Annotated in this window: 24 protein-coding genes; 10 read left to right on the top strand and 14 right to left on the bottom strand. The window is 31.7% G+C overall.

The genetic code is table 11. The features are described 5' to 3' along the window. The first annotated feature begins 138 nt into the window (after nucleotides 1–138). The 4 genes from ITB9_RS03880 to acs all read left to right on the top strand — a co-directional run bounded on the left by ITB9_RS03880 (nucleotide 139) and on the right by acs (nucleotide 7,325). Nucleotides 139–2,829, top strand: a complete 2,691-nt coding sequence (locus tag ITB9_RS03880) for a sensor histidine kinase (protein ID WP_054851222.1) — start codon at nucleotides 139–141, stop codon at nucleotides 2,827–2,829. A gap of 17 nt (nucleotides 2,830–2,846) precedes the next feature. Further along, nucleotides 2,847–3,212 (top strand): response regulator transcription factor, encoded by a 366-nt coding sequence (locus ITB9_RS03875; protein ID WP_028606278.1) that lies wholly within the window; start codon nucleotides 2,847–2,849, stop codon nucleotides 3,210–3,212. 292 nt (nucleotides 3,213–3,504) lie between these two features. Then, the gene (locus tag ITB9_RS03870; protein WP_054851221.1) at nucleotides 3,505–5,400 is read left to right on the top strand and encodes an acetate--CoA ligase; all 1,896 of its coding nucleotides are present in this window, start codon (nucleotides 3,505–3,507) and stop codon (nucleotides 5,398–5,400) included. 17 nt (nucleotides 5,401–5,417) lie between these two features. After that, complete coding sequence (acs, locus tag ITB9_RS03865; RefSeq protein ID WP_054851220.1) at nucleotides 5,418–7,325, top strand: acetate--CoA ligase; 1,908 nt, start codon at nucleotides 5,418–5,420, stop codon at nucleotides 7,323–7,325. Between the two features lie 163 nt (nucleotides 7,326–7,488). Here the strand turns inward: acs and ITB9_RS03860 are convergent, their stop codons facing one another. After that, entirely contained in the window at nucleotides 7,489–8,103 is a 615-nt protein-coding gene (locus ITB9_RS03860; protein ID WP_054851219.1) for a fumarylacetoacetate hydrolase family protein, read from the bottom strand. A gap of 142 nt (nucleotides 8,104–8,245) precedes the next feature. Between ITB9_RS03860 and ITB9_RS03855 the strand changes: the two genes are divergently transcribed. From ITB9_RS03855 to ITB9_RS03845, 3 genes are read left to right on the top strand one after another with little or no spacing between them, the layout of a single operon-like run. Continuing rightward, the gene (locus ITB9_RS03855) at nucleotides 8,246–8,818 is read left to right on the top strand and encodes a Crp/Fnr family transcriptional regulator (protein ID WP_054851218.1); all 573 of its coding nucleotides are present in this window, start codon (nucleotides 8,246–8,248) and stop codon (nucleotides 8,816–8,818) included. A gap of 60 nt (nucleotides 8,819–8,878) precedes the next feature. Beyond that, the gene (locus tag ITB9_RS03850) at nucleotides 8,879–9,613 is read left to right on the top strand and encodes an acyl-CoA desaturase (RefSeq protein ID WP_028290964.1); all 735 of its coding nucleotides are present in this window, start codon (nucleotides 8,879–8,881) and stop codon (nucleotides 9,611–9,613) included. A 55-nt stretch (nucleotides 9,614–9,668) separates the two neighbouring features. Then, nucleotides 9,669–10,895: a class I SAM-dependent rRNA methyltransferase gene (locus ITB9_RS03845; protein WP_054851217.1), complete on the top strand. Its 1,227-nt coding sequence runs from the start codon at nucleotides 9,669–9,671 to the stop codon at nucleotides 10,893–10,895. 236 nt (nucleotides 10,896–11,131) lie between these two features. Here the strand turns inward: ITB9_RS03845 and ITB9_RS03840 are convergent, their stop codons facing one another. Beyond that, nucleotides 11,132–13,033 carry a DUF294 nucleotidyltransferase-like domain-containing protein gene (locus tag ITB9_RS03840; RefSeq protein WP_054851216.1) on the bottom strand — a complete coding sequence of 634 codons (1,902 nt, stop codon included), beginning with the start codon at nucleotides 13,031–13,033 and terminating at the stop codon, nucleotides 11,132–11,134. A 153-nt stretch (nucleotides 13,034–13,186) separates the two neighbouring features. Here ITB9_RS03840 and ITB9_RS03835 point away from each other — a divergent pair, with 153 nt between their 5' ends. Then, a complete protein-coding gene (locus ITB9_RS03835; RefSeq protein ID WP_028606271.1) occupies nucleotides 13,187–13,819 on the top strand; it encodes a MarC family NAAT transporter in 633 nt (210 codons plus the stop codon). Here ITB9_RS03835 and ITB9_RS03830 read toward each other — a convergent pair. From ITB9_RS03830 to ITB9_RS03795, 8 genes are all read right to left on the bottom strand, one after another. After that, a complete protein-coding gene (locus ITB9_RS03830) occupies nucleotides 13,816–15,036 on the bottom strand; it encodes a multidrug effflux MFS transporter (RefSeq protein ID WP_054851215.1) in 1,221 nt (406 codons plus the stop codon). The genes ITB9_RS03835 and ITB9_RS03830 overlap by 4 nt on opposite strands. Nucleotides 15,037–15,171: 135 nt before the next feature. Then, entirely contained in the window at nucleotides 15,172–16,713 is a 1,542-nt protein-coding gene (locus tag ITB9_RS03825) for an acyl-CoA carboxylase subunit beta (protein WP_054851214.1), read from the bottom strand. A gap of 60 nt (nucleotides 16,714–16,773) precedes the next feature. Continuing rightward, entirely contained in the window at nucleotides 16,774–18,216 is a 1,443-nt protein-coding gene (gene accC / locus ITB9_RS03820; RefSeq protein WP_054851213.1) for an acetyl-CoA carboxylase biotin carboxylase subunit, read from the bottom strand. Between the two features lies 1 nt (nucleotide 18,217). Then, nucleotides 18,218–18,703 carry an acetyl-CoA carboxylase biotin carboxyl carrier protein subunit gene (locus tag ITB9_RS03815; RefSeq protein ID WP_028290957.1) on the bottom strand — a complete coding sequence of 162 codons (486 nt, stop codon included), beginning with the start codon at nucleotides 18,701–18,703 and terminating at the stop codon, nucleotides 18,218–18,220. 66 nt (nucleotides 18,704–18,769) lie between these two features. Beyond that, nucleotides 18,770–19,447, bottom strand: coding sequence for a PrsW family intramembrane metalloprotease (locus ITB9_RS03810; protein WP_028290956.1), 678 nt, complete (start codon nucleotides 19,445–19,447; stop codon nucleotides 18,770–18,772). A gap of 9 nt (nucleotides 19,448–19,456) precedes the next feature. After that, entirely contained in the window at nucleotides 19,457–20,008 is a 552-nt protein-coding gene (locus ITB9_RS03805) for an NUDIX domain-containing protein (protein WP_054851212.1), read from the bottom strand. Continuing rightward, nucleotides 20,009–21,175 carry an aminotransferase class V-fold PLP-dependent enzyme gene (locus ITB9_RS03800; RefSeq protein WP_054851211.1) on the bottom strand — a complete coding sequence of 389 codons (1,167 nt, stop codon included), beginning with the start codon at nucleotides 21,173–21,175 and terminating at the stop codon, nucleotides 20,009–20,011. A 70-nt stretch (nucleotides 21,176–21,245) separates the two neighbouring features. Further along, on the bottom strand, nucleotides 21,246–22,337 hold the full coding sequence (locus tag ITB9_RS03795) for a M42 family metallopeptidase (protein ID WP_054851210.1): 1,092 nt from the start codon (nucleotides 22,335–22,337) through the stop codon (nucleotides 21,246–21,248). A 124-nt stretch (nucleotides 22,338–22,461) separates the two neighbouring features. Between ITB9_RS03795 and ITB9_RS03790 the strand changes: the two genes are divergently transcribed. Then, nucleotides 22,462–23,133 carry a DUF4294 domain-containing protein gene (locus ITB9_RS03790; RefSeq protein ID WP_028290952.1) on the top strand — a complete coding sequence of 224 codons (672 nt, stop codon included), beginning with the start codon at nucleotides 22,462–22,464 and terminating at the stop codon, nucleotides 23,131–23,133. 4 nt (nucleotides 23,134–23,137) lie between these two features. Continuing rightward, complete coding sequence (locus tag ITB9_RS03785; RefSeq protein ID WP_054851209.1) at nucleotides 23,138–23,764, top strand: hemolysin III family protein; 627 nt, start codon at nucleotides 23,138–23,140, stop codon at nucleotides 23,762–23,764. Here the strand turns inward: ITB9_RS03785 and ITB9_RS03780 are convergent, their stop codons facing one another. The 4 genes from ITB9_RS03780 to ITB9_RS03765 form a co-directional block, all read right to left on the bottom strand. After that, the gene (locus ITB9_RS03780; protein ID WP_054851208.1) at nucleotides 23,765–24,367 is read right to left on the bottom strand and encodes a short chain dehydrogenase; all 603 of its coding nucleotides are present in this window, start codon (nucleotides 24,365–24,367) and stop codon (nucleotides 23,765–23,767) included. It lies immediately after the preceding gene. Nucleotides 24,368–24,385: 18 nt separating this feature from the next. Next, nucleotides 24,386–25,096: a flavodoxin family protein gene (locus tag ITB9_RS03775; RefSeq protein WP_028606260.1), complete on the bottom strand. Its 711-nt coding sequence runs from the start codon at nucleotides 25,094–25,096 to the stop codon at nucleotides 24,386–24,388. Nucleotides 25,097–25,180: 84 nt separating this feature from the next. Further along, nucleotides 25,181–25,855 (bottom strand): aspartate/glutamate racemase family protein, encoded by a 675-nt coding sequence (locus ITB9_RS03770; protein ID WP_054851207.1) that lies wholly within the window; start codon nucleotides 25,853–25,855, stop codon nucleotides 25,181–25,183. Then, on the bottom strand, nucleotides 25,848–26,798 hold the full coding sequence (locus ITB9_RS03765) for an L-histidine N(alpha)-methyltransferase (RefSeq protein ID WP_054851206.1): 951 nt from the start codon (nucleotides 26,796–26,798) through the stop codon (nucleotides 25,848–25,850). The genes ITB9_RS03770 and ITB9_RS03765 overlap by 8 nt, the downstream gene beginning before the upstream one ends.

Here is a 26,798-nt window from a genome sequence, read left to right as displayed (position 1 = left end):
GTTTAATTTTTAATGTTCCATTCATCCTTATTTTTAATTTTGAAGGAGCTCTTTTTGGTATTCCGACTTTATATTTTTCAATATTTTCAATTTGGTTGCTATCCATCGTTATTTCATATATTGTATTAAAACGCCATTATGAATAACTACATATTAGTAATCATAATTGTAATGTATTTAGCAGTGTTATTTTACATTGCTTTTCTTGCTGAAAAAAAACGACAAAGTAAGTGGGTAAATAATCCATATGTGTATACCTTATCTTTAGCAGTCTATTGTTCTGCTTGGACGTATTATGGTAGTGTTGGTATTGCTGCCAATTCTGGTATAAATTTTTTACCAATCTATTTGGGTCCTATTATAGCAACACCTTTATGGATTGTTGTACTTAGGAAGATTATTAGGATTTCTAAACAGCATAAAATATCATCTATTGCAGATTTTATTTCATTACGTTATGGTAATAGTCGGTTTCTTGGTGCTTTAGTAACCATAGTTTGTTTATTCGGTACCTTGCCATACATTTCATTACAATTAAAAGCAGTTTCAGAAACTTTCGAAATCATGTCAGACGACACTAGCTATGTCTCCACAACAGTAATTGACGATTCTACATTTTACGTAGCATTATTGCTAGCCATATTTGCTACTTTTTTTGGAACACAAAATGCAGATGCTTCTGAAAAACATAAAGGTATTATTGCTACAGTAGCGTTTGAGTCGGTTTTAAAATTAGTGTTTTTTTTAGCAATTGGTATTTATGTGACCTTTTATTTGTTTGATGGTACTACGGATATTTATAACCAAATTTCAGTTACCGAAAACTTTAAACAGCTCACTACACTTAGCGGAATAGAAGATGGTTTTAACTGGTTTTTCTTGATAGGTTTATCCTTTATGGCCATATTTTTATTACCAAGACAATTTCAGGTTTCAGTTTTAGAAAACAATAGAGAAAAGCATTTAAAAAAAGCTATTTGGTTGTTTCCGTTGTATCTTTTATTATTTAATTTGTTTGTTATTTTTATTGCTTGGGCTGGTAAATTAACCTTTGGAGAGACGCAAAACTCAGAGTATTATTCATTATTACTTCCTTTAGAAAACGGAAATTCATTTCTAGCCACACTCGTTTTTTTAGGTGGTTTTTCGGCTGTTATTTCTATGGTTATTGTATCTACTTTAGCATTGTCTACTATGGTAAGTAACAACTTAATTATACCGTATGGTTTTTTAGAGAAGTTTATAAAAAATCAACCAGAACGAAATTCTAAATACATTAAAAATATTCGTCGTATTTCTATTTTTACCATCATAATAACTGCATATTTCTTTTATGTGATTTTTTCAAAAGAATTATCATTGTATTCTATTGGTTTAATATCATTTGTAATTATATCACAATTAGGACCTTCTTTTTTTATTGGTTTATACTGGAATCGTGGGTCGTCTAAAGCAGCAACAATTGGTATATTGGTAGGCTTTTTTATAGCAATATATACTTTGATATTACCATTTACATTACAAGTCTATACTGGAACAGATAATTTTACACAATTTGGGTTGTTTGGTATTTCAGCTTTAAAACCTTATGCTTTATTTGGTATAGATTTTTTAAGTCCACCTGCACATGCTTTTTTCTGGAGTATGACGTTTAACATCATGAGTTATTTAGTGTTTTCATTAACCTCAAAAGGAAATTACCGAGAACGTAATTATGCAGAGATGTTTGTAGATAGCAACAATTTTACAACGCTTCAGGATAGTGCATTGGTCTGGAAAGGAGAAGCTCATGTGGCAGATATTAAAAATGTTTTGATTCGTTTTTTAGGTGAAAAACGAGCCACTCGAGCATTAAAAATTTTCTTTACAAAATATAAGTTGCCTCAAGATACCCAATTAGCAGACGCAAGATTAATTAATTTTTCAGAAAAATTACTAACAGGAAGTATTGGTTCGGCTTCAGCCAAAATATTAATTTCAAGTGTTGTTAAAGAAGAGCAAATAAGTCTGGTAGAAGTATTAAAAATTTTAGAAGAGTCTAAAGAAAACATTGTTAGCAATAAGGTGTTACTAGAAAAGTCTAATGAATTATCTAAACTGTCTTCAAAATTAAAAGATGCTAATGAAGAGTTACTAACCAAAGACAAGCAAAAAGACGAGTTTTTAGACACAGTAGCACACGAACTTAAAACACCAATTACAGGTATTAGGGCAGCTACCGAGCTTTTGATGGATGAAGACGATGAGATGCCAAAAGATATTAAAGCTCAGTTTTTAAAAAATATACTACAAGATTCAGATCGTTTGGGACGTTTGATACATAATATTCTTGATTTTGAAAAACTAGAAACTGGTCGTTTACATTTAGATATGCAGTATCAAGATCTTCAAAAAACTATAGCTAAAGCCATTAGTAGTATCTCGCAAATTGCTAGTAAAAAAGAGGTGAAAATAATTAATAATAATCGTCATAGTTTTAAAACTAATTATGACGAGGATCGTATCCTGCAAGTATTAACCAATTTACTGTCTAATGCTATAAAATTTTGTAATCCTAAAACTGGACAAATTATCGTTGATTTAAAGTTAGGTAATGCTTTAGTCGAAATTTCTGTAAGCGATAATGGTAAAGGGATTCCAGAGGAAGATCAGGATTATATTTTCGATAAATTTTACCAGTCTAAACATCAAAATACAATTAAGCCAGAAGGTAGCGGATTAGGTTTAGCAATAACAAAACAAATAGTAGAAAAGCATAACGGGAAAATTTGGGTAAAAAAGGACGTTAAAAAAGGAGCAACATTTGTTTTTACCATACCTTTTAAGTAAATTGTTATCTAGAAAGTATGAAGAAGAAAATTTTAATTGTTGACGACGAGCCAAATATTGTCATGTCGTTAGAATACACTTTCAAAAAACAAGGTTTTGAAGTGTTTATAGCAAGAGATGGAAGTGAGGCTTTAGAGATATTAAAACATCATATTCCTAATGTGATTTTGTTAGATGTTATGATGCCAAATGTAGATGGTTATCAAACACTGACACATATTAAAAATACGGACAGTTTAAAGGCAACCAAAGTGGTGTTTTTAACAGCTAAAAATAAAGCTTCAGATATTGAAAAAGGTTTAAAACTTGGAGCAGATAAATATTTAACAAAACCTTTTTCAGTAAAAAAAATAGTTTCAGAAATATTGGAACTAGTGACTTAAAACAGTTTTTTAAGTTTATTTAAAATTGGTTTTGTGTGCAAACAAACTAAGTTTAATTAAAGTTTAAAGACATGAAATTTCACATCAACCCATTAGCGTCAGATATTATAATTAGCATTTATATTATCGTTACGCTTTATCTTAGGTTTAAATTTGAAAGTCAAACCTATACAAGTCCAATGCTATCCATAGTTTTGGGACTTTGTTTTGTGCTTATAATCTATGCACTTGTAAAATTAAAAGTACTCAATCCTAATTGGTTCGGCTTATTTAATTCTAAAAAAGCTTAACTATGTTTTATCATCAATTTTACAGAAAAAGCATAGATCAACCTGAGCAATTTTGGCTTGAACAAGCCAATAATTTGGAGTGGTTTAAAGTACCAAAAAGCATATTGTCTAAAGATAAATATGACTATGATCAATGGTTTAAAGATGGAGAACTTAACTTAAGTTATTTGTGTGTTGACAAACATATCAAAGAAGGATTTGGAGATCAAAATGCAATTATTTACGACTCTCCAGTTACCAATACAAAACAGCACATTACCTTTAATCAATTACATCACGAAGTGTCAAAACTTGCAGGTGGTTTACAACGTTTAGGATTGCAAAAAGGAGATACGTGTATCATTTATATGCCTATGATTCCGCAAGCATTATATGCTATGTTGGCATGTGCTAGAATAGGTGTTATACATTCGGTTGTGTTCGGAGGTTTTGCACCACATGAATTAGCTATTAGAATTAATGACTGTAAGCCAAAAGCAATTATCACAGCTTCAAATGGAGTCGAAATCCAGAAAATTATTCCATACAAACCATTTGTAGATCAAGCAATCGCTAAAGCGGAAGTAAAGCCAGAACATGTCATTGTTTTTGATAGACAATTAGGTGTTGAGATTCCGAAGAAAAACTACGACGTTGATTATCAAACGTTAGTCGACGAGGCTCCATCAATTAATGCCATTGCAGTACAATCCACACATCCTTCTTATATATTATACACTTCAGGAACCACAGGAACTCCAAAAGGAATTATTAGAGATACAGGTGGTTATGCAACCGCTTTAAAATTTTCTATGAAATATATCTATGGCGTAAACGAAGGTGAAACCTTTTGGGCAGCAAGTGATGTTGGTTGGGTAGTAGGACACAGTTTTATAGCTTACGGACCCTTATTAAATAGAAATACAACAGTACTTTTTGAAGGAAAACCAATTAAAACACCAGACGCATCAACGTTTTGGCGCGTAATTAATGAACATAATGTAAAAGCAATGTTTACTGCTCCAACAGCAATTAGAGCTATTAAAAAAGAAGACCCTAAAGGTCAGATGCTAAAGCGTTTTGATTTGTCTTGTTTAAAATATTTGTTTTTAGCAGGAGAGCGTTGTGATGTGGCAACTCTAAGTTGGACTGAAGAAAAACTTCAAATTCCTGTAATTGACCATTGGTGGCAAACCGAAAGTGGATGGCCTATGATTGCAAATATGGTTGGTGTTGGTTTACAGGATATTAAACCAGGTTCAGCTGGATTACCTGTTTGTGGTTATGATATTCATATTTTAAATGAAGAAGGAGAGCAAGTAAAATCTAGTGTAGAAGGCTACGTTGTAATAAAATTGCCATTACCACCAGGAACCTTAAGTAACCTTTGGGGAAATCCAGAACGTTTTAAATCTGGTTATTTAAATCGTTTTCCTGGTTATTATTTTTCAGGAGATGGTGGATATAAAGACGAAGATGGTTATATATTTATAACAGGTCGTGTAGACGATATTATTAACGTTGCTGGACATCGTTTATCAACAGCAGAAATGGAAGAAATTGTATCCTCACATAAATCTGTTGCAGAATGTGCAGTATTTGGTGTGCATTGTCAGCTTAAAGGTCAAAAATCATTAGGATTGGTTGTTTTAAAAACAGAAACTTCACTTAATCATCATACCATTCAAAATGAAATTATACAAGATGTGCGTCGCGAAATTGGTGCTGTAGCTTCCTTTAGAGAGGTTTTTGTAGTAAACCGATTACCAAAGACAAGAAGCGGAAAAATTCTTCGTAAATTGTTACGTAATATAGCAGATCAACAACAGTATAATATACCATCCACAATTGATGATGATAGTATTATAGAAGAAATAAAATTAATATACAAAACCAACAAAGTTGGGATTCATAAATAAAATTTAATCAAAAAAACATGAGTAATTATCACATAAAACATTTAGAAGAATACTACCAAGTATACCGTAAATCTGTCCGTAATCCAGAAAGTTTTTGGGAAGAAATTGCCGAAGAACATTTTATGTGGCGAAAAAAATGGGATAATGTGTTAAGTTGGGACTTTTCAAAACCAGAAGTTAAGTGGTTTGAAGGTGCCAAACTAAATATAACCGAAAACTGTATAGACAGACATTTATATACAAGAGGTGATAAAACAGCTATTATTTTTGAACCTAATAATCCAGACGAAGAAGCGCTTCATATTACCTACAGAGAATTACATGATCGCGTCTGCAGATTTGCAAACGTATTAAAGGAAAACGGAATAGGTAAAGGAGATAGAGTTTGTATCTATTTACCAATGATTCCAGAATTAGCAGTTTCTGTTTTAGCATGCGCAAGGATTGGTGCAATACATTCTGTTGTATTTGCAGGATTTTCTGCCACAGCTTTAGCAACCAGAATTAAAGATAGTGATTGTAAAATGGTAATAACATCAGATGGTTCTTATCGAGGTGCAAAAACAATAGATTTAAAAGGTATTGTGGACGAAGCGCTTTTGGAATGTCCTGGTGTAAACAATGTATTAGTAGCAAAACGTATTAATTCAGAGATTAATATGCAAAAAGGTCGTGACCAATGGTTACAACCATTATTAGATGAAGCCTATCATGACTGTGTGCCAGAAATTATGGATGCAGAAGATCCATTATTTATTTTATATACCTCAGGATCTACAGGTACACCAAAAGGTATGGTACATACCACAGGAGGATACATGGTATATTCTGCATATACTTTTAAAAATGTATTTCAATATCGCGAAAAAGATGTCTATTGGTGTACAGCAGACATTGGTTGGATTACAGGACACAGTTATATTGTATATGGACCATTATGTAATGGTGCAACCACAGTAATGTTTGAAGGTGTTCCTAGTTATCCAGATTTTGGACGTTTCTGGGAAATTGTAGAAAAACATAAAGTCAGTCAATTTTACACAGCACCAACAGCAATTCGTGCATTAGCAAAAGAAGGTGTAGAACATCTAGAAAAGCACGATTTATCTTCACTTAAAGTATTAGGTACCGTTGGAGAGCCAATTAACGAAGAAGCTTGGCATTGGTACGATGATAACGTTGGTAAACGTAAAGCTCCAATTGTAGATACATGGTGGCAAACCGAAACTGGAGGAATTATGATTACGCCAATAGCCTTTGCAACACCAACCAAACCAACCTATGCTACCTTACCATTTATTGGTATCCAACCAGCATTAATGGATGAGCATGGTAAAGAAATTAAAGGTAATCAAGTAGATGGTCGTTTATGTATAAAATTCCCTTGGCCAAGTATGGCAAGAACCATTTGGGGTAATCACCAACGTTATAAAGACACCTATTTTTCAGCCTATGATAATAAATACTTTACAGGAGATGGAGCATTACGTGATGAGGTTGGATATTACAGAATAACTGGTCGTGTTGACGATGTTATCATTGTCTCTGGACATAACCTTGGAACTGCACCAATTGAAGATGCTATTAACGAGCATCCAGCTGTCTCCGAAAGTGCTATAGTAGGGTTTCCTCATGACATCAAAGGAAACGCATTGTATGGTTATGTAACCCTTAAAGAAACAGGAGAAAGTAGAAAGCACGATAATTTGCGTAAAGAAATTAACCAGCTTATTACAGAGCAAATAGGGCCAATTGCTAAGTTAGATAAAATACAGTTTACTAACGGATTACCTAAAACACGAAGCGGAAAAATAATGCGTCGTATTTTACGTAAAATTGCCAGTAATGACACAGGTAACCTTGGAGATATAAGTACTTTATTAAATCCAGAATGTGTTGAAGATATAATGGATAATGTATTGTAAATAAGTATTTGGGCATTACACTTTTCCGCTTAAGCTACAAAGTGTCGGGCTTTCACTACTCGCTCTCTGCGAGGAGCTCAAACAGACCGTTCAATCCCTAATGCAAAAACAAAACAGGCAACCTTTTAGGGTTGCCTGTTTTGTTTTAAATATGTTATGTAAATTAGATTACTTTAAAATCTAACAATAATTCTCCTTCAATATAAGCCTGTAAATGGTCACCTTTAACACTTTCACCAGTACCAAAAGCTGGAGTCCCTGTAAAGATTAAATCTCCAGGATTTAAAGTCATAAATTGTGATGTAAACGCAATAATTTCAGCAAAATTGTAAATCATAAAATCGGTATTTCCTACCTGTTTTTCTTCATTATTAATAGTCAAACTAAAGTTTATGTCATTTAAATCTTTAAAATTAGACACAGGTAAAAAACCAGATATTGGTGCAGCTCCATCAAACCCTTTAGCTAACTCCCAAGGACCTTTACCTTCACGTACTTGGTTTAATACATCTTTGGCAGTATAATCAATACCAATTGCAATATCTGATATATAATCAGTAGCATCTGTAATGTTTATGTGTTTACCAGTTTTTTCTATTTTAATAACTAATTCAGCTTCATAAACCAATTTTGAAGTAAATTCAGGATAAACTAAATCTTTATTATTAGTTAATAAACTAGATTCAGGTTTAGAAAAAATTATCTGAAACCCTTTGTCAATTGCTTCAAGTTCTGACTTGTCTTTAATATAGTTTTTACCAATAGCTAGTATCTTCATTTTATTTGTTTATTGATTAAATATTTAAAAGTAGTTTATTATAATAAGTAATTAGATTTTTATTAAAATAAAAAATAGAGTATTATTAGATAATTGTAATCACTGTTAATTTAAATAACGTTCTTTGCAATAAGCTTTACACATGAAAAATATTAGAGATTATATAGAAAAAACGGTTGTGATATCTGACGAGGATTGGCAACTTTTTTCATCTAAATTAAAGAATAGAGTGTTTAAAAAAAAGAGCATAATTCTTGATGTAGGTGAAACAGAAAACTATATATCTTTTATAGAAAGTGGTATTGCTAGGTTTTTAATTCCTAAAGAAGATAAGGATAAGGACATTACGTTTGGCTTCTGTTTTAAAAACGAATTTGTAAGTGCATATGATTCTTTTTTGACCAGAAAACCTTCATTATATAGACTACAAGCTTTGTCAGATATTTCTATGTGGAGCATTTCTTACTCAGACTTACAAGAGGTTTACGCAAAGAGTTTTGCTGGTAATGTTATAGGACGCTTGTCTTCAGAACGATTATTTTTAATAAAATCAAAACGCGAACAATCGTTACTAAATCACACTGCAGAAGAGCGTTACCTTAAACTATTTACAGAGCGACCAAATTTAATAAAAGAGATTCCATTAAAATACGTTGCTTCTTATATTGGTGTTACTGCACAAGCATTAAGCAGGATTAGAAAACGTATTTCTTAACCTAGGTTCATTTTAATTGACTTTAAGTATATAGACCTTTGTAAAATTAAAGCAAAGACTATGACAATTTTAATATTTATAATTATTCTGTGGTATACAGGATTATTTTTTCAAACCTTTTTTTTACATCGTTACGCAGCACACCAAACGTTTACAATGTCAAAAGTAACAGAACGTGTGTGTTTTGTTTTAACATGGGTATTTCAGGGTAGTAATTACTTAAGTGCTTATGGTTATGGTGTAATGCACAGAATGCATCATGCTTACGCAGATACAGATAAAGATCCACACTCACCTAAATACGATTCTAATGTGTTTTCTATGATGTGGAGAACAAAAAACATATACCAAGACATTAACAAAAAGCGTATTGCAGTAGCGGACAAGTTTACTAAAAACGTTCCACAATGGAAAAGTTTTGACAAGTTTGCAAGCTCTAGAGTATCGCGTTTAACTTGGGGAACAGCCTACACCATATTTTTTATTGTATTTGCAACCGCTTGGTGGCAATGGTTATTGTTGCCAGTAGCCTTTTTAATGGCTCCGATACATGGTGTTATTATTAATTGGTTTGCTCATATTTATGGATACCGTAATTTTAAAGTTAGTGATACCTCAAAAAACCTTTTACCAATAGATATTTTAATGATGGGAGAAGGGTATCATAATAACCATCATTCGCACAGTGGACGCGCTAATTTTGGAGTACGTTGGTTTGAAATTGATTTTACGTATTTAATAATGGTGGTTTTAGACAAGCTTAAAATTATTAAAATTAAAAAAACAGCAGTATAGTTTAATGTTGGTAAAACATGTAAAGCAATCTTAAAAAAATACATAATTTTGTGACATGAATTTATCAAACGCAATACCATCCAATTTAAAGCCAAAACGCTTAGCAGTAAAACTAACAGCAAATGGCGAGCAATATGTACACCAAGGTCATCCTTGGGTATTTTCGGATAGTATTGTTAAGATAAATAAAGACGCTAAAACAGGTGACTTAGCCATCATTTTTGGTAAACGAAAAAACGCAATGATTGGTATAGGTTTGTATGATGCAAACTCGCCAATACAAATAAAAATGATTTATAATAGCACAGCATCAGTGGTAATTGATGCTGTGTTTTTTAAGCAAAAAATACAAACAGCCTATTCCAAGAGGCTACCATTACTACAAACTAATACAAATAGTTATAGACTATTATTTGGTGAAAACGACGGATTTCCATCTTTAATAGCAGACGTCTACGCAAACGTGTTAGTTGTAAAACTATATTCCGAAATTTGGTTACCCTACATTCACACCATTTTAGAAAGTTTAATAGAAGTCTCTAAATGCAAAACCGTAGTTATGCGTTTAAGTAGAGGATTACAAAACTCTAAAACCCATCAATTAGAAGATGGAGCAGTCGTTTATGGTACACTTAAAAATGAAGTTGTACAGTTTATTGAGCATGGTGTAAACTTCTCGGCTAACGTAATAAAAGGGCATAAAACAGGTTATTTTCTAGATCATAGAGATAACCGTAGGCAAGTAGGTTTGTACAGTAAAGGTAAAACCGTTTTAGATGTATTTAGTTATGCAGGTGGATTTTCGGTACATGCATTAGCCAATCAAGCTACAGAAGTAACAAGTTTAGATATTAGTGCACAAGCCCTAGAAATAGCTAAACAAAACGGAAAGTTAAACAATTATACAGGAAAACATCACACCATTGCTGATGATGCTTTTAAAGCCTTAAAACAGTTAGTCAAAAAAGGCGTTGTTTATGACGTGGTTGTTATAGATCCACCAAGTTTTGCTAAACAACAAACCGAAATTGACTTAGCCAAAAAAAAATACGCTCAACTGGCACAATTAGGAGAGCAGTTAACAGCCAAAAACGGATTATTAGTTTTGGCAAGCTGTTCTAGTCGTGTAACAGCACAAGTATTTTATGACATTAATACAACAACATTAAACGCTAGTCAAAGGGCTTTTAAAACCATAAAAACCACACAGCATGATACAGATCATCCAATAGGTTTTCCTGAAGGAGCCTATTTAAAATGTGGTTATTATCGTTTAGATTAAATGGTAGTTAATAAGTATTAGGGCATTCCCTTTTGCCTTTTTTATTAAGGCAAAACGTCAGGCTGTCCGTTATATCTTTTTTAAGAAAAATAAAAAAGGATGCCACTTCCATCCTTAATGCAAAAACAAAAACACAACTTTAGGTTTGTGTTTTTTGTTTTAAGTTAGATTTTCAGTTTAGAGTAAACCTTATTGTAAGCACGTAAAGTGTTTTCCGCGAAAGCGATATTTATAACCTATGGCAACTGAGATAATTTATACCTACCATGCAACAATTCTTGAATATCTTTAATAGGTTTAAAACAACCCTTAAGTTTAAGTTTATTGTTTTTACTAAGGTTTTTGACATCAACAAACTGTCCAGAATCGTTATGTTTTAACCCTTGTTTGGTCCTAAAACGCAATAAAACTCTAAAGGCGCTAATACAAGAATTGTATAATGCTTTATGCTGAGGTTCTAGCTCAGATAATTTTTTAAACCTTGCAATAGTACTATTAATATCCTTTACGTGATGTGATAAAAGTAACACTCTAGCTGCATCTACAAGAGGCATTATAGCTCTAGATTTAATATCAAATTGGTTTTTATGTTCTCCAGAAATTTCAACCAAAAACGTTTTAAAAAAGCTTAAAGGTGCAGGTTTTTTTATGGCATTACGACCCATATAAGTTAAAAATATCGGATTTGTTTCTAGGGTTTCAAACACGTAATCAGACATGCTGCTTACTAAATTCTGATTTCCATAAACATAATTATAATCAAAAAAGATATTAAATAATGCCATTTTATCCTGGTCCGCATGCGTTATCCAATTGCTAAATTGTGCTTGCCAGTCAGAAACGGTTAAACACCATTTTGGGTTGCTAGCCATCATGTTTGCAGGACATAACTTAAAACCAACAATAGCTAGTTTTTGGTTTACAGCTTCGGCTAATTTTAAAAAATAAGCTTTGGTTTTGATGTCTTCAGTAGAGTCTTCGTAGACTAAAGCATTATCTTGATCTGTATATAACAATTGCTCTTTTCTACCTTGACTACCAATAGCTAACCAAGCAAAAGAAACTGGTGGTTCTTGATTAAATTCGGCAATAGACAAATCAATAATTCGTTTAGTAATAGCTTCATTTATTGCAGTTATTATTTTAGAAATAAAACCAATTGGTATACTTTGTTTTAAATATCCTTTTAATAAATCTTGAGCTTTAGCACGAATGTATTTCAAACTTTCGGCAGAATTAGCACGTTTGATATCCTTTATTAAAACCGAAGGATTATTACCATTAACTACAATAATATCTTGCTGAGATAGTATGCCAATTAATTCTGAGTTTGGTGTACCATCTTTAGTAATACATAAGTAAGTTAAATCGTTTTTTAATAAACCTATTTGTGCTTCTGCAACAGAGATGTTTTTTGGAAAAGTAAAAACAGGAGCATACATAATAGCCTCTACAGGCTCTGTAATAGCATGAATACCTGTTGCTACTTTATGTCTTAAGTCTTTATCTGTAATAATTCCTACAGGCTTTTTATTATCTGTAATAACTATAGATCCTACTTTATTTTGACTCATGATAATGGCAGCTTCTTTAATACTTGTGCCAGGTTCGCAAACTGAAGGATTTGTAGAGTATTTAGCCGATTGGATTTCGGTAAAATTTGAAGTTTCAGGTTTTAATATTCCAATATTTGCAAATAAAGTACCTTTATCCTCATCACTATAAGGGTTACGAGTATTGGTTGCAAAACTGGCTATTAAAAACTGATTAGCTTTAGGATTATTTATTATAATGTCTTCTAATAATTTAGAAGGAATACTATACACAATACTGTCTTCAATAGCTTTAGCATCTAACAAGTATTGATCTTTACGGATTAATGCTCGTAGCCCAAAAACATCTCCTGTATCACATTTATCAACCAAATCTGATTGTCTAAACACGCCAATTGCACCATCCTTAACCACGTAAAAATAATCGTGTAAGGGTTCATTTTGTTTAAAAATAAAATTATCTTTTTCTAAATATAATACTTTAACTTCTTGAGCAATAGTCTGTAATTGCTCGTCTGTTAAGGCATCAAAAGGAGGAAAGCTTTTTAAAAAGTGTAGTATTAATTGGGCATTGGTTTGTTTCATAGCACTAAATTATTGAAATGAAATTGAAATGACTTCATTTTTATAAATTTCTTAATAAATAGTTATGGTTTCTATTTAACTTTTCGGTAAAGTATAAATAACCATTAGGCAACTTTGTAATGTTTAAAATTTACGGAATTTGCAAAAAAAACAATGGAGTTATTTTTAGTCGCTTTTGGCGCATTATTTTCGATTATGAATCCCTTAGGAACCGTTCCTGTTTTTGTTGCGTTAACACAAGAGCACACTAAAAAAGAACGCGCTTTAACAGCATTTTGGACAGCCATAGATGTGCTTGTTATTTTGATGTTATCGTTTTTTGCAGGTAAATACATTTTATCTTTTTTTGGTATTAGTTTAAATGCTTTGAAAATTGCAGGAGGTATGATTATTACGTCTTCAGGTTTTGCTTTGTTAACTGGTAAGTTTAGAGAACATAAAGGTATGAAGCGTCAAAAAGTACAAGACGATATTCATTCTAGAGAAGGTATTAGTTTGACACCTTTGGCAATACCAATGTTAGCAGGACCAGGTACTATATCTTTATTAATAACCTATAATCAAGAATTTGTTTTAACCAGCCAAATTTTAACTATTGTTGGATCAATATTATTAGCAGCAGTTGCAATTTATATTATTTTAAAAAGTGCACATTTTATAGTTAAGTTTTTAGGTGCTTCTGGTATTAATGCTTTATCAAGAATTATTGGTTTTATAGTTATAGCAATAGGTGTGGAGTATATTATATCTTCAGTAGTTGATATTTTGACAAAGATTGATTTTTAATCCATTACGCTAATGTTTTTTTTCTTTTTAGTCATTTTTACATAAGTAAAAATTAAAAAAGAGAGTGTCCCAAAAACAGTAAAACCTATAAATAAAGGTAATGCTGTTTTATGTACAAAACTACCAATGTAATTAGCAATTGGTACAGCCATTATTGTAGATATAAAACCTGTAAGTGCAGCTCCAATACCTGCTATATGACCAATTGGTTCCATTGCTATGGCTCTTAAATTTCCAAAAATAAAGCCAATAGTAAAAAACTGAATAGCCATAAAAAATAAAATAACTACTAAGGAAGGATTGCTAGTTGCATTCCAAAATAACAGAACGTAAAGAAAGGCATTTAGACTAAAGGTAATAATAGCAATATAAGATAAACGCCACATGCCCAATCGCATTACGAAGCTTCCGTTTAAAAAAGTAGATAAACCAACACCAGCAGCTAAACCAGCAAAAATATATGGAAACTCTTCAATCAAGCCATATTGGTTTTCAAAAATAACTTGTGAAGCACTTAAATATACTATAAAAGCTCCAGAAATAAATCCAGAGATGATTGTAAAAGCAATAGTTTCTTTGTGCTTAATAAGTTCTTTTATACCATCAATAAAAACATGTTTACTAAATTTAATTTTATATTCAGGTTTAAGGGTTTCTGGTTGTCTTTTCCAAAACCAAATACTGACAAGTATAGCCATTATTAATTGTACATAAAAGATACCTGACCAATGGTAATGGTTTAAAATAAATTTACCCATTACAGGAGCAATAACAGGAACTAATATGAAAAATGTGGTTACAAAAGACATGATTTTAGCCATGTAATCTCCTTTATACATGTCTCTAATTACAGCAATGGCAATGGTACGTGGAGCAGCTAAACCAATACCTTGAAGTATACGTCCTAAAACCATAATTGCTAAGCTACCAGATAATACGCAAATGATGCTACCTGTAGCAAACACTAAAAATCCAATGTATACAATAGGTTTGCGTCCAAAACTATCTGATAAAGGACCAAATAATAATTGCCCAAAACCTAAACCTAAAAAAATCATTGTTATTAACAATTGGTTGTTATTAGTATCTAAACTGTTTATTGATACGCCAATATGTGTCATAGCTGGTAAAATAGCGTCTATTGCTAAAGCTACAATGGACATTAGTGAAGCCATTAAAGCAATAAATTCTAATCTTACAGTTTGGTTTTCTTGCATTCTGCAAAAGTAGTGTAAATTTAAGTTTTGATTAGTTTTATACTTGTAAAATAGATGTTAAATTAAAGTGTTTGTTAAATGTTTAAACAAAAAAAAGAGCCTTTTTTAAGGCTCTTTTTTTATGTTTTTTTACTTTTATAATGGAATATTACCATGCTTTCGGTTTGGTAATACTTCTTCTTTATGTTCAAGCATTGTAAACGCTTTAATTAATTTACGTCTCGTATTTTCAGGCAGTATAACTTCATCTATAAAACCACGTTCTGCAGCTTTATAAGGGTTAGCAAACAAGTCTGCATATTCAGCTTCTTTTTCTAGTAATTTATCCTCAGGATTATCTGCTGCTTGTATTTCTTTTCTAAAAATAATTTCACTAGCTCCTTTAGCTCCCATTACTGCAATTTCAGCACTTGGCCAAGCATAATTAAGATCTGCTCCAATGTGTTTAGAGTTCATGACATCATAAGCTCCACCATAAGCTTTACGTGTAATAACGGTAACTTTTGGGACAGTAGCTTCACTTAATGCATATAATAATTTTGCACCATGGACAATAATTCCGTTCCATTCTTGATCTGTTCCAGGTAAAAAACCAGGGACATCAACTAATACTAAAAGGGGAATATTGAAGGCGTCACAAAAACGTGTAAAACGTGCTGCTTTACGTGAACTGTTAACATCTAAAACTCCTGCTAAAAACAGAGGTTGATTAGCAACTATACCAACACTTTTACCACCAATTCTTGCAAATCCTACAATAATATTTTCGGCAAAGTCTTTATGTATTTCAAAAAAGCTATCCTCATCTATTAAACCTTTTATAACATTATGCATGTCGTATGGTTTATTAGCATTATTAGGTATGATTGATTTTAGCTCATCTCTAACTTCTTCGCCTAAAGTGTAAGGTAAATCTTTTGGTTTTTCAAGGTTGCTTTGTGGTAAGTAGCTTAAAAGACGCTTAACATCTTCAAGACAATCTATATCATTAGATGAAGTAACGTGAGCAACTCCAGATTTAGTAGAGTGTGTACTTGCACCTCCTAATTCTTCGCTTGTCACAGCTTCATTAGTTACTGTTTTTACTACGTTTGGACCAGTTACAAACATGTAACTGGTGTCTTCCACCATCATAGTGAAATCTGTCATTGCAGGACTATAAACAGCACCTCCAGCACATGGACCCATAATTGCTGAAATTTGAGGAATTACTCCTGATGCTTTTACATTACGATGAAAAATATCTGCATAACCACCTAAAGATCTTACACCTTCTTGGATACGTGCTCCACCAGAGTCATTTAATCCAATTAAAGGCGCTCCAACTTTTAGGGACAAGTCCATTATTTTACAGATTTTTTCGGCATGTGTTTCTGATAATGCACCACCAAATACGGTAAAGTCTTGTGCAAAAACATAGACTAAACGTCCATTAATAGTACCATAACCAGTAATTACACCATCACCATAAAATTTTTGATCTTGCATACCAAAATCTACGGTTCTGTGTGTTACTAAAGCACCAATTTCTTCAAAAGACCCTTGATCCATTAAATAGGTGACACGCTCTCTTGCTGTTAATTTTTTCTTTTGGTGTTGTTTATCTATTCTAGCTTGTCCTCCTCCTAATTTGGATAGTTCTAGTTTTTCGTTTAAAGTTTTTATTTTGGATTCCATAAGGTTTCAATTAATAAACATTAACATTATTAATCTTTTACTATCATTAAATAGTTAAGATTAGTTGTTAGGTAGTCTAAGTTGTTTTTGATCTTCTAAATATTGTTTAACAGCTATCATTGCAGCAATTTTAGCTTCTGCTTCTGAGGCTTCATGTAAAGCTTCAGGTGAGTAATGTTTTTTAACAAAATGAGTATCAAAATTTCCAGATTTAAAAGCCTCATGATTACAAACAAATGTACCAAAAGGTAAAGTGGTTTTAATCCCTTCAACTTGATAATCTGCAATAGCTTTAATCATAAGTTGTATGGCTTCTTCACGAGTTTTTCCGTAGGTAATTAATTTAGCCAACATTGGATCATAATAGATAGGGACATCCATACCTTGCTTAAAACCATTGTCTACCCTTATGCCTTTACCAACAGGAAGTTTATAAACATCTAAATGACCAACACTTGGTAAAAAGTCGTTTAAAGGGTCTTCTGCATACACACGTAGCTCTAAAGCGTGTCCATTAATTTTTAAATCCTCTTGTTTGATATTTAATGCCTCACCACGAGCTACTTTTATTTGCAATTCTACTAAGTCAACACCAGCAATAATTTCTGACACAGGATGCTCAACTTGTAGTCTTGTATTCATTTCTAAAAAATAGAAGTTTTTATTTTCGTCTAATAAAAACTCGACCGTACCTGCACCAACATAATCACAAGCATTAGCAACTTTTATAGCAGCTTGTCCCATTTCTTCTCTTAATTCAGGAGTTAAAACAACACTTGGCGCTTCTTCAACAACTTTTTGATGACGACGTTGAATACTACATTCGCGTTCAAAAAGATGAATAACATTACCATGTGTATCTGCCATAACCTGAATTTCGATATGACGAGGAGATCCAACGTATTTTTCAATAAAAACCGAACCATCACCAAAAGCATTAACAGCTTCACTAATTGCACGATTCATTTGAGATTCAAACTCTGATTCTTTTTCAACAACACGCATTCCTTTTCCACCACCTCCAGCAGACGCTTTTATAAGAATAGGAAACCCTATGGTTTTAGCTATTTTTTTTGCTTCAGGAATATCTGTTATGGCTTGGTCTGTTCCAGGAACCATAGGTATATCATAGGCTTTTACAGCTTCTTTTGCTGCTAACTTGCTTCCCATAACTTTTATAGCATGAGATTTAGGACCTATAAATTGGATGTTGTTTTTTTCGCAAAGTTCTGCGAAATCTGCATTTTCACTTAAAAAACCATAACCAGGATGTATACCATCTACATTTAGGCTTTTAGCAACTTCAATAATTTTATCACCTAATAAATAGGATTGATTAGAAGGTGCCTCTCCAATTAAAACAGCTTCATCAGCAAAAGTAACGTGAGGAGCATGTCTGTCTGCAGTCGAGTAAACAGCTACAGTTTTTACACCCATTTTTTTGGCTGTACTCATGACTCTTATTGCAATTTCGCCTCTATTAGCGACTAGTATCTTTTTCATGTTATTCAAATTCAATTAACAATTCACCTTTATCAACAGTGTTTCCTTTTGTACCAGAAACAGACTTTATAACTCCATCTCTGGGAGATACAATACTGTTTTCCATTTTCATAGCTTCTAAAATAAGTAAAGGTGTGTCTACAGTAACTTGATCTCCAGCTTTAACCATTATATCCAATATTAATCCTGGCATTGGAGCTTTAATATCATTAACCATTTTTGAAGCACCAACTTCAAACCCTAAAGATTTGATTAAGGCATCTAAATCGTCTTCAATCTTGACAGTATAACTGTTGTTATTGACTTTAATAGTATAGGTTTTAGTATTAAAATTACTGTCTATAATTTGTATATTAGATGGTTTACTTTGTTCTAAAAGATGAAATAATTGAGGTTTAGTTTCAATTAAATCAAGGTTTTTAGCAGATTCTGAATCAATAGTAAATTGAAGCGAATCATTAACTTTTGTGTTAAATTTTTGATTCATTAAAAGATGATGTTTAAAGGTATAAAGATAAACAACTATAACGTTTTAGTAAAATAGTTTTATCATTTATTCTGTTTTAAAGACAGAGTTGTTTTGATGATATTTTATAGCTTTTTTAGATAAGAATATTCCAATACCTAAGGATATAAAAGCACCAACCCAAATACCAGGAACAAAATCTATAAATAGAAAAAAGTCATAAGCACCATGAAATAGTATTGCAAAGCATAAACCGACTAGATTTAAATATAATTTATTGGGCGCAAACTTGGCTTTTCCCATAAAATAACCCATTAAAATCCCAAAAGTAGCATGAGCAGGTACAGCTGTAAATGCTCTAGCTAGAGCAGTAGCAGGACCGCTTTGTAATACATACATTAGGTTTTCGGTAGCTGCAAAACCCATCGATACCATTACCGCATAGACAATTCCGTCAAAGGGTTCGTTAAATTCTTTATGACGTTGTGCATATAGAAGAACGATTAAAAATTTACTTAATTCTTCTGAAAAACCTACTACAAAAAAGGCTTGTTTAAACTGCTCCCAAATACTTAATTTATCTTGTAAAGGTACCAAAATATTAAAAACAGAGTAGAGTAGTGTTGTTATTATAATACTGACTATTGCTCCTAGTAAAAAGGAAGCAAATAGCAGTCTTTTGGGTTCTTTTTCATATTTATCTTTTAAATAAATATAAAATATGATGACAAAAATTGGCGCTAAAGCCATTATTATTAATTGCATAAAACTGAGTTAAGGTAATTTATTAGAGATAGCTTGGATGACTTTAAGGTAATATTCTGTATTTGTGGCTACAAAATGACCATTGTTTTTACTGTTTTTTAATAAGGATTTAAATTCTGATATTGTAACTAGTTTTAAAGCTTCGACTTCTTCTGGTTGTGCTTTTAAATTAGTAATATCAACTTCTAATGGTGTTATAAAAGTATTATGAAACTCGTTATCATTAATTCCGTTTGGATAAGATTGAAAACATTCAAAAACTCCAATTTTTTCTAGTTTAGATGTTTCAATTTGCAACCCAATTTCCTCTTTAATTTCTCTAATAGCTCCATTAATAACAGTTTCTCCAGCATCAATATGTCCAGCAACGGAAACATCCCAAAGTAAAGGATAAATTATTTTTGAGGCTGCACGTTGCCCTAACAATATTTGACCATTTGTTGTATACAGCCAAATGTGTGCAGTATTATGTAAATATCCTTTAGTGTGAATAATGGATTTTAATGCTGTTTGACCAGTTGGTTTACCATTGTTGTCAACAATATCTATTAGCTCGTCCATTTAGTTGTGATTAATTAAAGTAGAAAAAGTAGAGATTAAAGTTTTAAAATCTTTAGCGGTATTATATACATGACAAGATAATCTAATATAATTGCCTCTGTACGAAACATAAATGTTTTGTTTCGCTAAAGCGTTTTTAACGGTATTTATGTCAAGATTTTTAGGAAGTTTTATTCCAAAAAGATGGTGTGATCTATACTCATTATTTTCAATAGTAAAGCCTAATGCTTTTAATTGTTGTACAGCTTCAAGGGAAATGTTTTTACAATACTCTTGAATAGCTTCAGGAGTCCAGTCTAATATCTGTTGTAAAGCTGCAATTTGCATTTTGACGTTTAAAAAGGCAGCACTTTCACCAGCACAATACCTATTAGCCAAAGGTCTATATTGTTGTTTATAGTTAGTTAATTCAGAAAAATCATGACTATCTAACCTATTTATCCAATTTTCTTCAATTGGGTTTCCGTTGTCAAACGCTTTTCCAAAATAGGCATATCCACAACCATAAGGTCCAAATAGCCATTTATAACCAGCACATATTAAAGCATCAGGTTGTAATTCTTTTACCGAAAACGGTAGAGCTCCAATACTTTGACTTCCATCTATAATAAATAAACCATTATGTTGTTTAATTTTTTGTTGTATGGTTTTTAAGTCAAACAAGGTGCCATTAGACCAATGTATGTGTCCCATGGTTACTACAGCAGTATTACTGTTTATGGCATTAATTATGTCTAAATTCCATTGTTTACCAATGTCATTAGATTGGTTTGGTGCTTTAATAACTCTAATTTTGGCTTGATATTTATCGGCTAATTTTTTCCAGGAATAATAATTACTAGGAAATTTTTGGTCTATAATTAAAATTTCATCTGTTGGTTTTAAAACAATATTGTTAGTTACTGTAGCAATACCATAAGAGGCAGATGGTATTAACGCAATACGATTATAATCTGAAGCTTTAATTAAATTAGCGAATAACGATTTTAGTGTTTTTACAGGTTCAAAATAATCAGACCCTGTTATCAGGTAAGGTTTTCTTTTTTGCATTAACCCTTCTAATCCAGCTTGATGTATACTATTAAAAGCAGGAGATTGAGAAGCGATATTTAAATATGTTACGTGTTCTGGTAAATCAAATAAATGTTTTTGATGTTTTAAAGCCATATTTACTACTATTAAAAAAGCCTCAAAATCGAGGCTTTTATGTTTGTTTTAATGCTTTTTAATGATGCCTTTACTTTTTAAAGTATGAAAAAGTTTCGCCATCTTCTATTTTAAGTAATGTTTCATAAATTAATTTAATCACATTTTCAACATCATCTTTATGTACCGTTTCAACAGTGGTATGCATGTAACGTAAAGGTAATGAGATTAAAGCCGAAGCAACTCCACCATTACTATAAGCAAAAGCATCTGTATCTGTACCAGTTGCACGAGAGCATGCAGCACGTTGAAACGGAATGTTTTTTTCATCTGCAGTATCTGTAATTAAATCTCTTAATTTTTGTTGCACAGCAGGAGCATAAGCAACAACAGGACCTTTACCATTCTCTACATGACCTTGTACTTTTTGATCTATCATTGGTGTAGTCGTATCATGTGTTACATCAGTAACTATAGCGACATTAGGTTTAATAGTTTCTGTTATCATTTGTGCACCACGTAATCCAATTTCTTCTTGAACCGAGTTTACTATGTATAATCCAAAAGGTAATTCTTTTTTGTTTTCTTTTAATAAACGTGCTACTTCAGCAATCATAAATCCACCCATACGATTATCTAAAGCACGACAAACAAAGTTATTTTCGTTTAAAATATGAAACTCGTCTGGATACGTAATCACGCAACCAACATGCACACCAAGTGCTTCAACTTCTTCTTTAGTCTTACATCCACAATCAATAAATATATTGTTTGGTTTTGGTGCTTCTTCTTTAGATTTATTACGTGTGTGTATTGCTGGCCATCCAAATACACCTTTTACAATTCCGTTTTTAGTATGGATATTTACAATTTTACTAGGTGCAATTTGGTGATCACTTCCACCATTACGGATGACATAAATTAATCCGTTGTCAGAAATATAGTTAACATACCATGAGATTTCGTCTGCATGACCTTCAATTACCACCTTATATTTAGCATTTGGGTTAATAACACCAACAGCTGTACCGTATGTATCTGTAAAAAACTCGTCAACATAAGGTTTTAAGTAATCCATCCATATGTTTTGACCATCCCATTCATAACCAGTAGGAGCTGCATTATTTAAATATGTTTCTAAAAAGTCCATTGACTTTTTGTTTAATATGCTTTTTGTTGCCATTTAATATGTTTTTTTTGTCTAAAATAACAATAATAGGAGTTATATAGTAGTTAGCAATGTGTTAATTCTTAATTTTACAAGATAAAGTTTTTAGCTTTGGAATGATTTTAGTAGTTTTTGGATTATGAAATATATATATATTCTTTTTTTTAGTGTTCCTTTTATGTTGTTTTCTCAAGAAACAAACGAAACTGTACAAGACACCACGGACGTTGAATATGTGATAATTGCGGGAGACTCAATTGTGCAAAAATCTATTTATTTAGACGAAATTGTTTTGTTAGATAAATTGCGATTTAAAAATAAAGAGGGTAGAAGACGGTATTTAATTTTAAGACGAAAAACCCTTAAAGTATATCCTTATGCTAAATTGGCTGCTGATAGACTTAGAGCTTTAAATACCAAATTAGCAACTATTAGCAAAAAAAGACATAAAAAGAAATATGCAAAAAAAGTACAAAAATATATTGAAGAGCAATTTTCTGAAGAACTAAAAAAATTAACCAAAACCGAAGGTCAAATTTTAGTCAAATTGATACATCGCCAAACAGGTGAAACAGCCTTTAACTTGATAAAAACATTACGCAGTGGTTGGCGTGCTTTTTGGTATAACAGTACAGCTTACATGTTTAATATCTCTTTAAAACGAGAGTATAACCCTATGGAAGTAGAAGAGGATTATTTAATTGAAAATATTTTAATTAGAGCTTGGCAAGATGGACATTTAAAATTAGTAAAATCGCCTTTAAATTTTGAATATTTTAATTTAACCAATAAATGGGGAACCATATACTAGAATCATGAGAAAACAAACTCCGTTTGAAGAAAAATTAAATGCCTTAACCCATGGTATAGGAGCAGTTTTTGGTATAGTAGCTTTAGTATTGCTTATTGTTTTTGAAACTAAAAAAACAGAATTTAGTCTGTTTAGTGTTATTGTTTATGGATTATCTATAATTATACTGTTTACAGCGTCCACATTATATCACATAATTACTGACGAGAAAAAGAAACATTACTTTAGGATTGTAGATCATGTTAGCATCTACCTTTTGATAGCTGGAACATACACGCCAGTTTTACTAATTACTTTAGAGCAAAGTTTGGGGTGGACATTGTTTTTTACTGTTTGGGGTATTGCTACTTTTGGAGTTGTTTTAAAACTGTTTTTTACAGGACGTTTTAATACGTTTTCTACGTTACTATATTTAGTAATGGGTTGGTTAATTGTATTTGATTTTAGTAATTTATCTAATATAATGGATCCAAATGGTATTATATTATTAATGGCAGGAGGTTTACTGTATACCGTTGGGATTGTATTTTATGCTATAGAAAAAATACCATACAATCACGTTATATGGCATTTATTTGTACTTGGTGGAGCCATTTGTCATTTTTTTATGGTCCTATTGTATGTGGTATAATTAATCGTAAATTCGTATAATTTCTCCGTTTCCTTTACCTAAAACACTTCTTACATAACCGTTAACTACTTTGGTCATTGGGATAGGATTATGTCCTGGAAAATAATCTTTATACTTGTCATACGCAGCTTCAACCATTCCAGAAGATACTACATTAACTCTAATATTATTTTCTATTTCTAAAGCAACTGCTTGCACAAAACTATGTATCGCTCCATTTACCATTGCAGCACTAGTTGTTTTTATAACAGGATCATCTGCAAGTATTCCTGTAGATAAAGTTATAGATCCTTTGTTGTTTAAAAAGTGTTGCCCAATTCTTACAAGATTGACTTGACCCATTAGTTTACTTTTAATTCCGATGTAGTAATCATCTTCAGTCAAAGCATTAAAATTATCCCATTTAGCTTCGCCAGCAATACAAATTATAGCATCCAAAGAACCTGTTTTTTCAAACATAGATTGTATGGACTTCCTGTCTTCAATATTTACAGTTACATCTGCGTTGGTTCTACCTGCAATAATGATGTGATGCGAAGTTTTAAAATGAGACACTACTGTTTTTCCAATAGTTCCGTTACCACCAATAATTAAAATTTTCATTGTTGTTTGTTTAAATTGTTATCTGTATTCTGGATTATCAAAGCTCCATCTTGTACCATCGTCCCAACCTTCTCTGGAGTTTCCGTAAGCAGAATATCCTTTGTTTTGCTTAAGCATATTAGCTAAATGTAATAAATTATAAGTCATGAAGGTCGTATTTCGGTTAGTGAAATCGTTATTTTTTGCATCACTAACTTCATCTAAATAACTTGGTCCAGGACCAACCTCTCCTATCCAACCAGCATCAGCTTGAGGCGGAATAGAATAGCCTACATGTTGTAACGCATATAAAATACCCATAGCACAATGCTTTACACCATCTTCGTTTCCTGTAATAATACAACCACCAACTTTTCCATAAAATAAATATTGGCCTTTATCATTAGTTTTACCGCTCATACTATATAATCTTTCGATTAGCTTTTGACAAACTGAAGATTTTTCGCCTAACCAAATGGGTGTACCAACAATAATAATATCTGCTTCAAAAATGCGCTCAAATAGTGTTGGCCATTCATCTTTAGCAACACCTTCTTTAGTCATATCTGGTTGTACACCAAATGCGACATCATGATCTATAAATCTAATATCATCAACAGTCACGCCTTCGTTTTTCATGATGTTTTTAGAAACATCAATCAATCCTTGAGTATGACTTTGTCTTGGAGATTGTTTTAGTGTACAATTTATGTACACAGCTTTTAGTTTTGAAAAATCTGGTGTATTCATTATATATTTTGCTTTAAGATTAGTGTTCTTAAAATACAAAACATAAACGATGATTAGGTTTGGTTTATAAAGACTTTAACACCTTTAAATATAATCTTTAATGGCTTTTTCTATTTGAAGTAATGCCATGTCTATAACTGTTTTAGAATCATATTTGGGACTCCAAATAGATAGTTCTGTACATGCAACAACAACACAACTCTCCTTATTGTATTTAGAAATTAAATAAGAATAGTTTGATTGGTCTGCGTCAGTTTCAGAATAATTATAAATTTGTTTACGACAATTATCAATTGAAATTTGATCTTGTTTATTAGGAAAAGAAATAGAGATGTTTTCTTTTTTAAATATATCAGAAATATAACTTGACGTCATGGTGTATAAAGAACCAAATAAAGTTACCTTGTTAATATTATGTGATTTGAGGTGTCTAATACATAAAGTAATTGGATGTATAATTGAAACAGGTGTGTGCAACTGATCAACGGTTTCATGCAAAGTGATATTGGGTATGATGCATGAAGAAATGTTATATTGAGTTAAACGATTAAGATGTTTGGCGACAACTGGTTTTAATACGTCAAATTGATTTGGTAAATATGGGTTTAGGGTATTAAAATCAACCGAATAAGTAATAGAAGGGAAGGTGTGATATTCTCCTTTTATAGCATGAAACTTAGTGTTTAGTTGCTCAAGGTAAAATAAGGTGCTTCTGGTACCAAGTCCTAAAATGGCAATATTTGGTTGTGAGTTACTCATCTTTATTTAAAATATAATCTGCAAAATATTGGTTGCTATCCATTAACTTATCAATGACTTTTAATGATGTTTTTTTTAAAAAACCATTTAAGATAGCGTCATTGTATTTTCTTGAAGTTTCAGTGTGGATACGCTCGCCTTCCATAAAATGGAATGACTTATTTAAAGCTTTAATTGTTACGGTTTGCGATTTTGTACTCACTAAATAACTTCTAGCAATACCTTCATCTTCGGTATATTCTGGTTGATGCTTAAATGTGTCAATATCAAAATTGGCATCAAACTCTTTATTAATTCTTTCTAATAAATTTAAATTAAAACGTTTGGTAATTCCTTGACTATCATTATAAGCTGGTAAAACTATTTTTTCAGACTTTATAAGATCTAAACCTATACATACTTTGTCATTGGCTTGTAAACTATCCGCTAATTTTGTCAGAAAATCTTGGGCTAAAACATCGTTTAAATTACCTATGTTTGATCCTAAAAATAATATAACTTTTGGATGATTAGACTGTTTTAAAGATGATAGTACATTAAAATAATCTCCTTGTTTAGGTGTTGTATTTATATTTGGTAATTCACTGTTTACACTTGATTTTAATTGGTCTAATGCATTTTGAGAAATATCTATTGGTACATAATTAAAATTATAATTAGCGGTATCTAAAGCTTTTAAAAGTTGTTTGGTTTTGGTACCATCACCAGCACCAAGTTCTATCAATTCAAAAAAAGTGTCTTTTTTAAGTTTTAAAGCTTCAATTAGATTTTGTGTTTGATTTTTAAAAATATCAAATTCTGCTCTGGTTAAATAATACTCAGGCATATTCATGATATCAACAAAAAGTGCGTCACCAATTTTATCATAAAAATATTTAGATAATAAATATTTAGGAGTACTACTTAGGCCTTTATCGACGTCGTTTAAAAATGTGTTATTCAT

Source organism: Olleya sp. ITB9 (genome assembly GCF_001315805.1).
In the GTDB taxonomy this organism is placed as follows: Bacteria; Bacteroidota; Bacteroidia; order Flavobacteriales; family Flavobacteriaceae; genus Olleya; species Olleya sediminilitoris.
The sequence above is the reverse complement of the archived record's forward strand: the minus strand, read 5'-3'. Positions and strand labels throughout refer to the sequence as shown.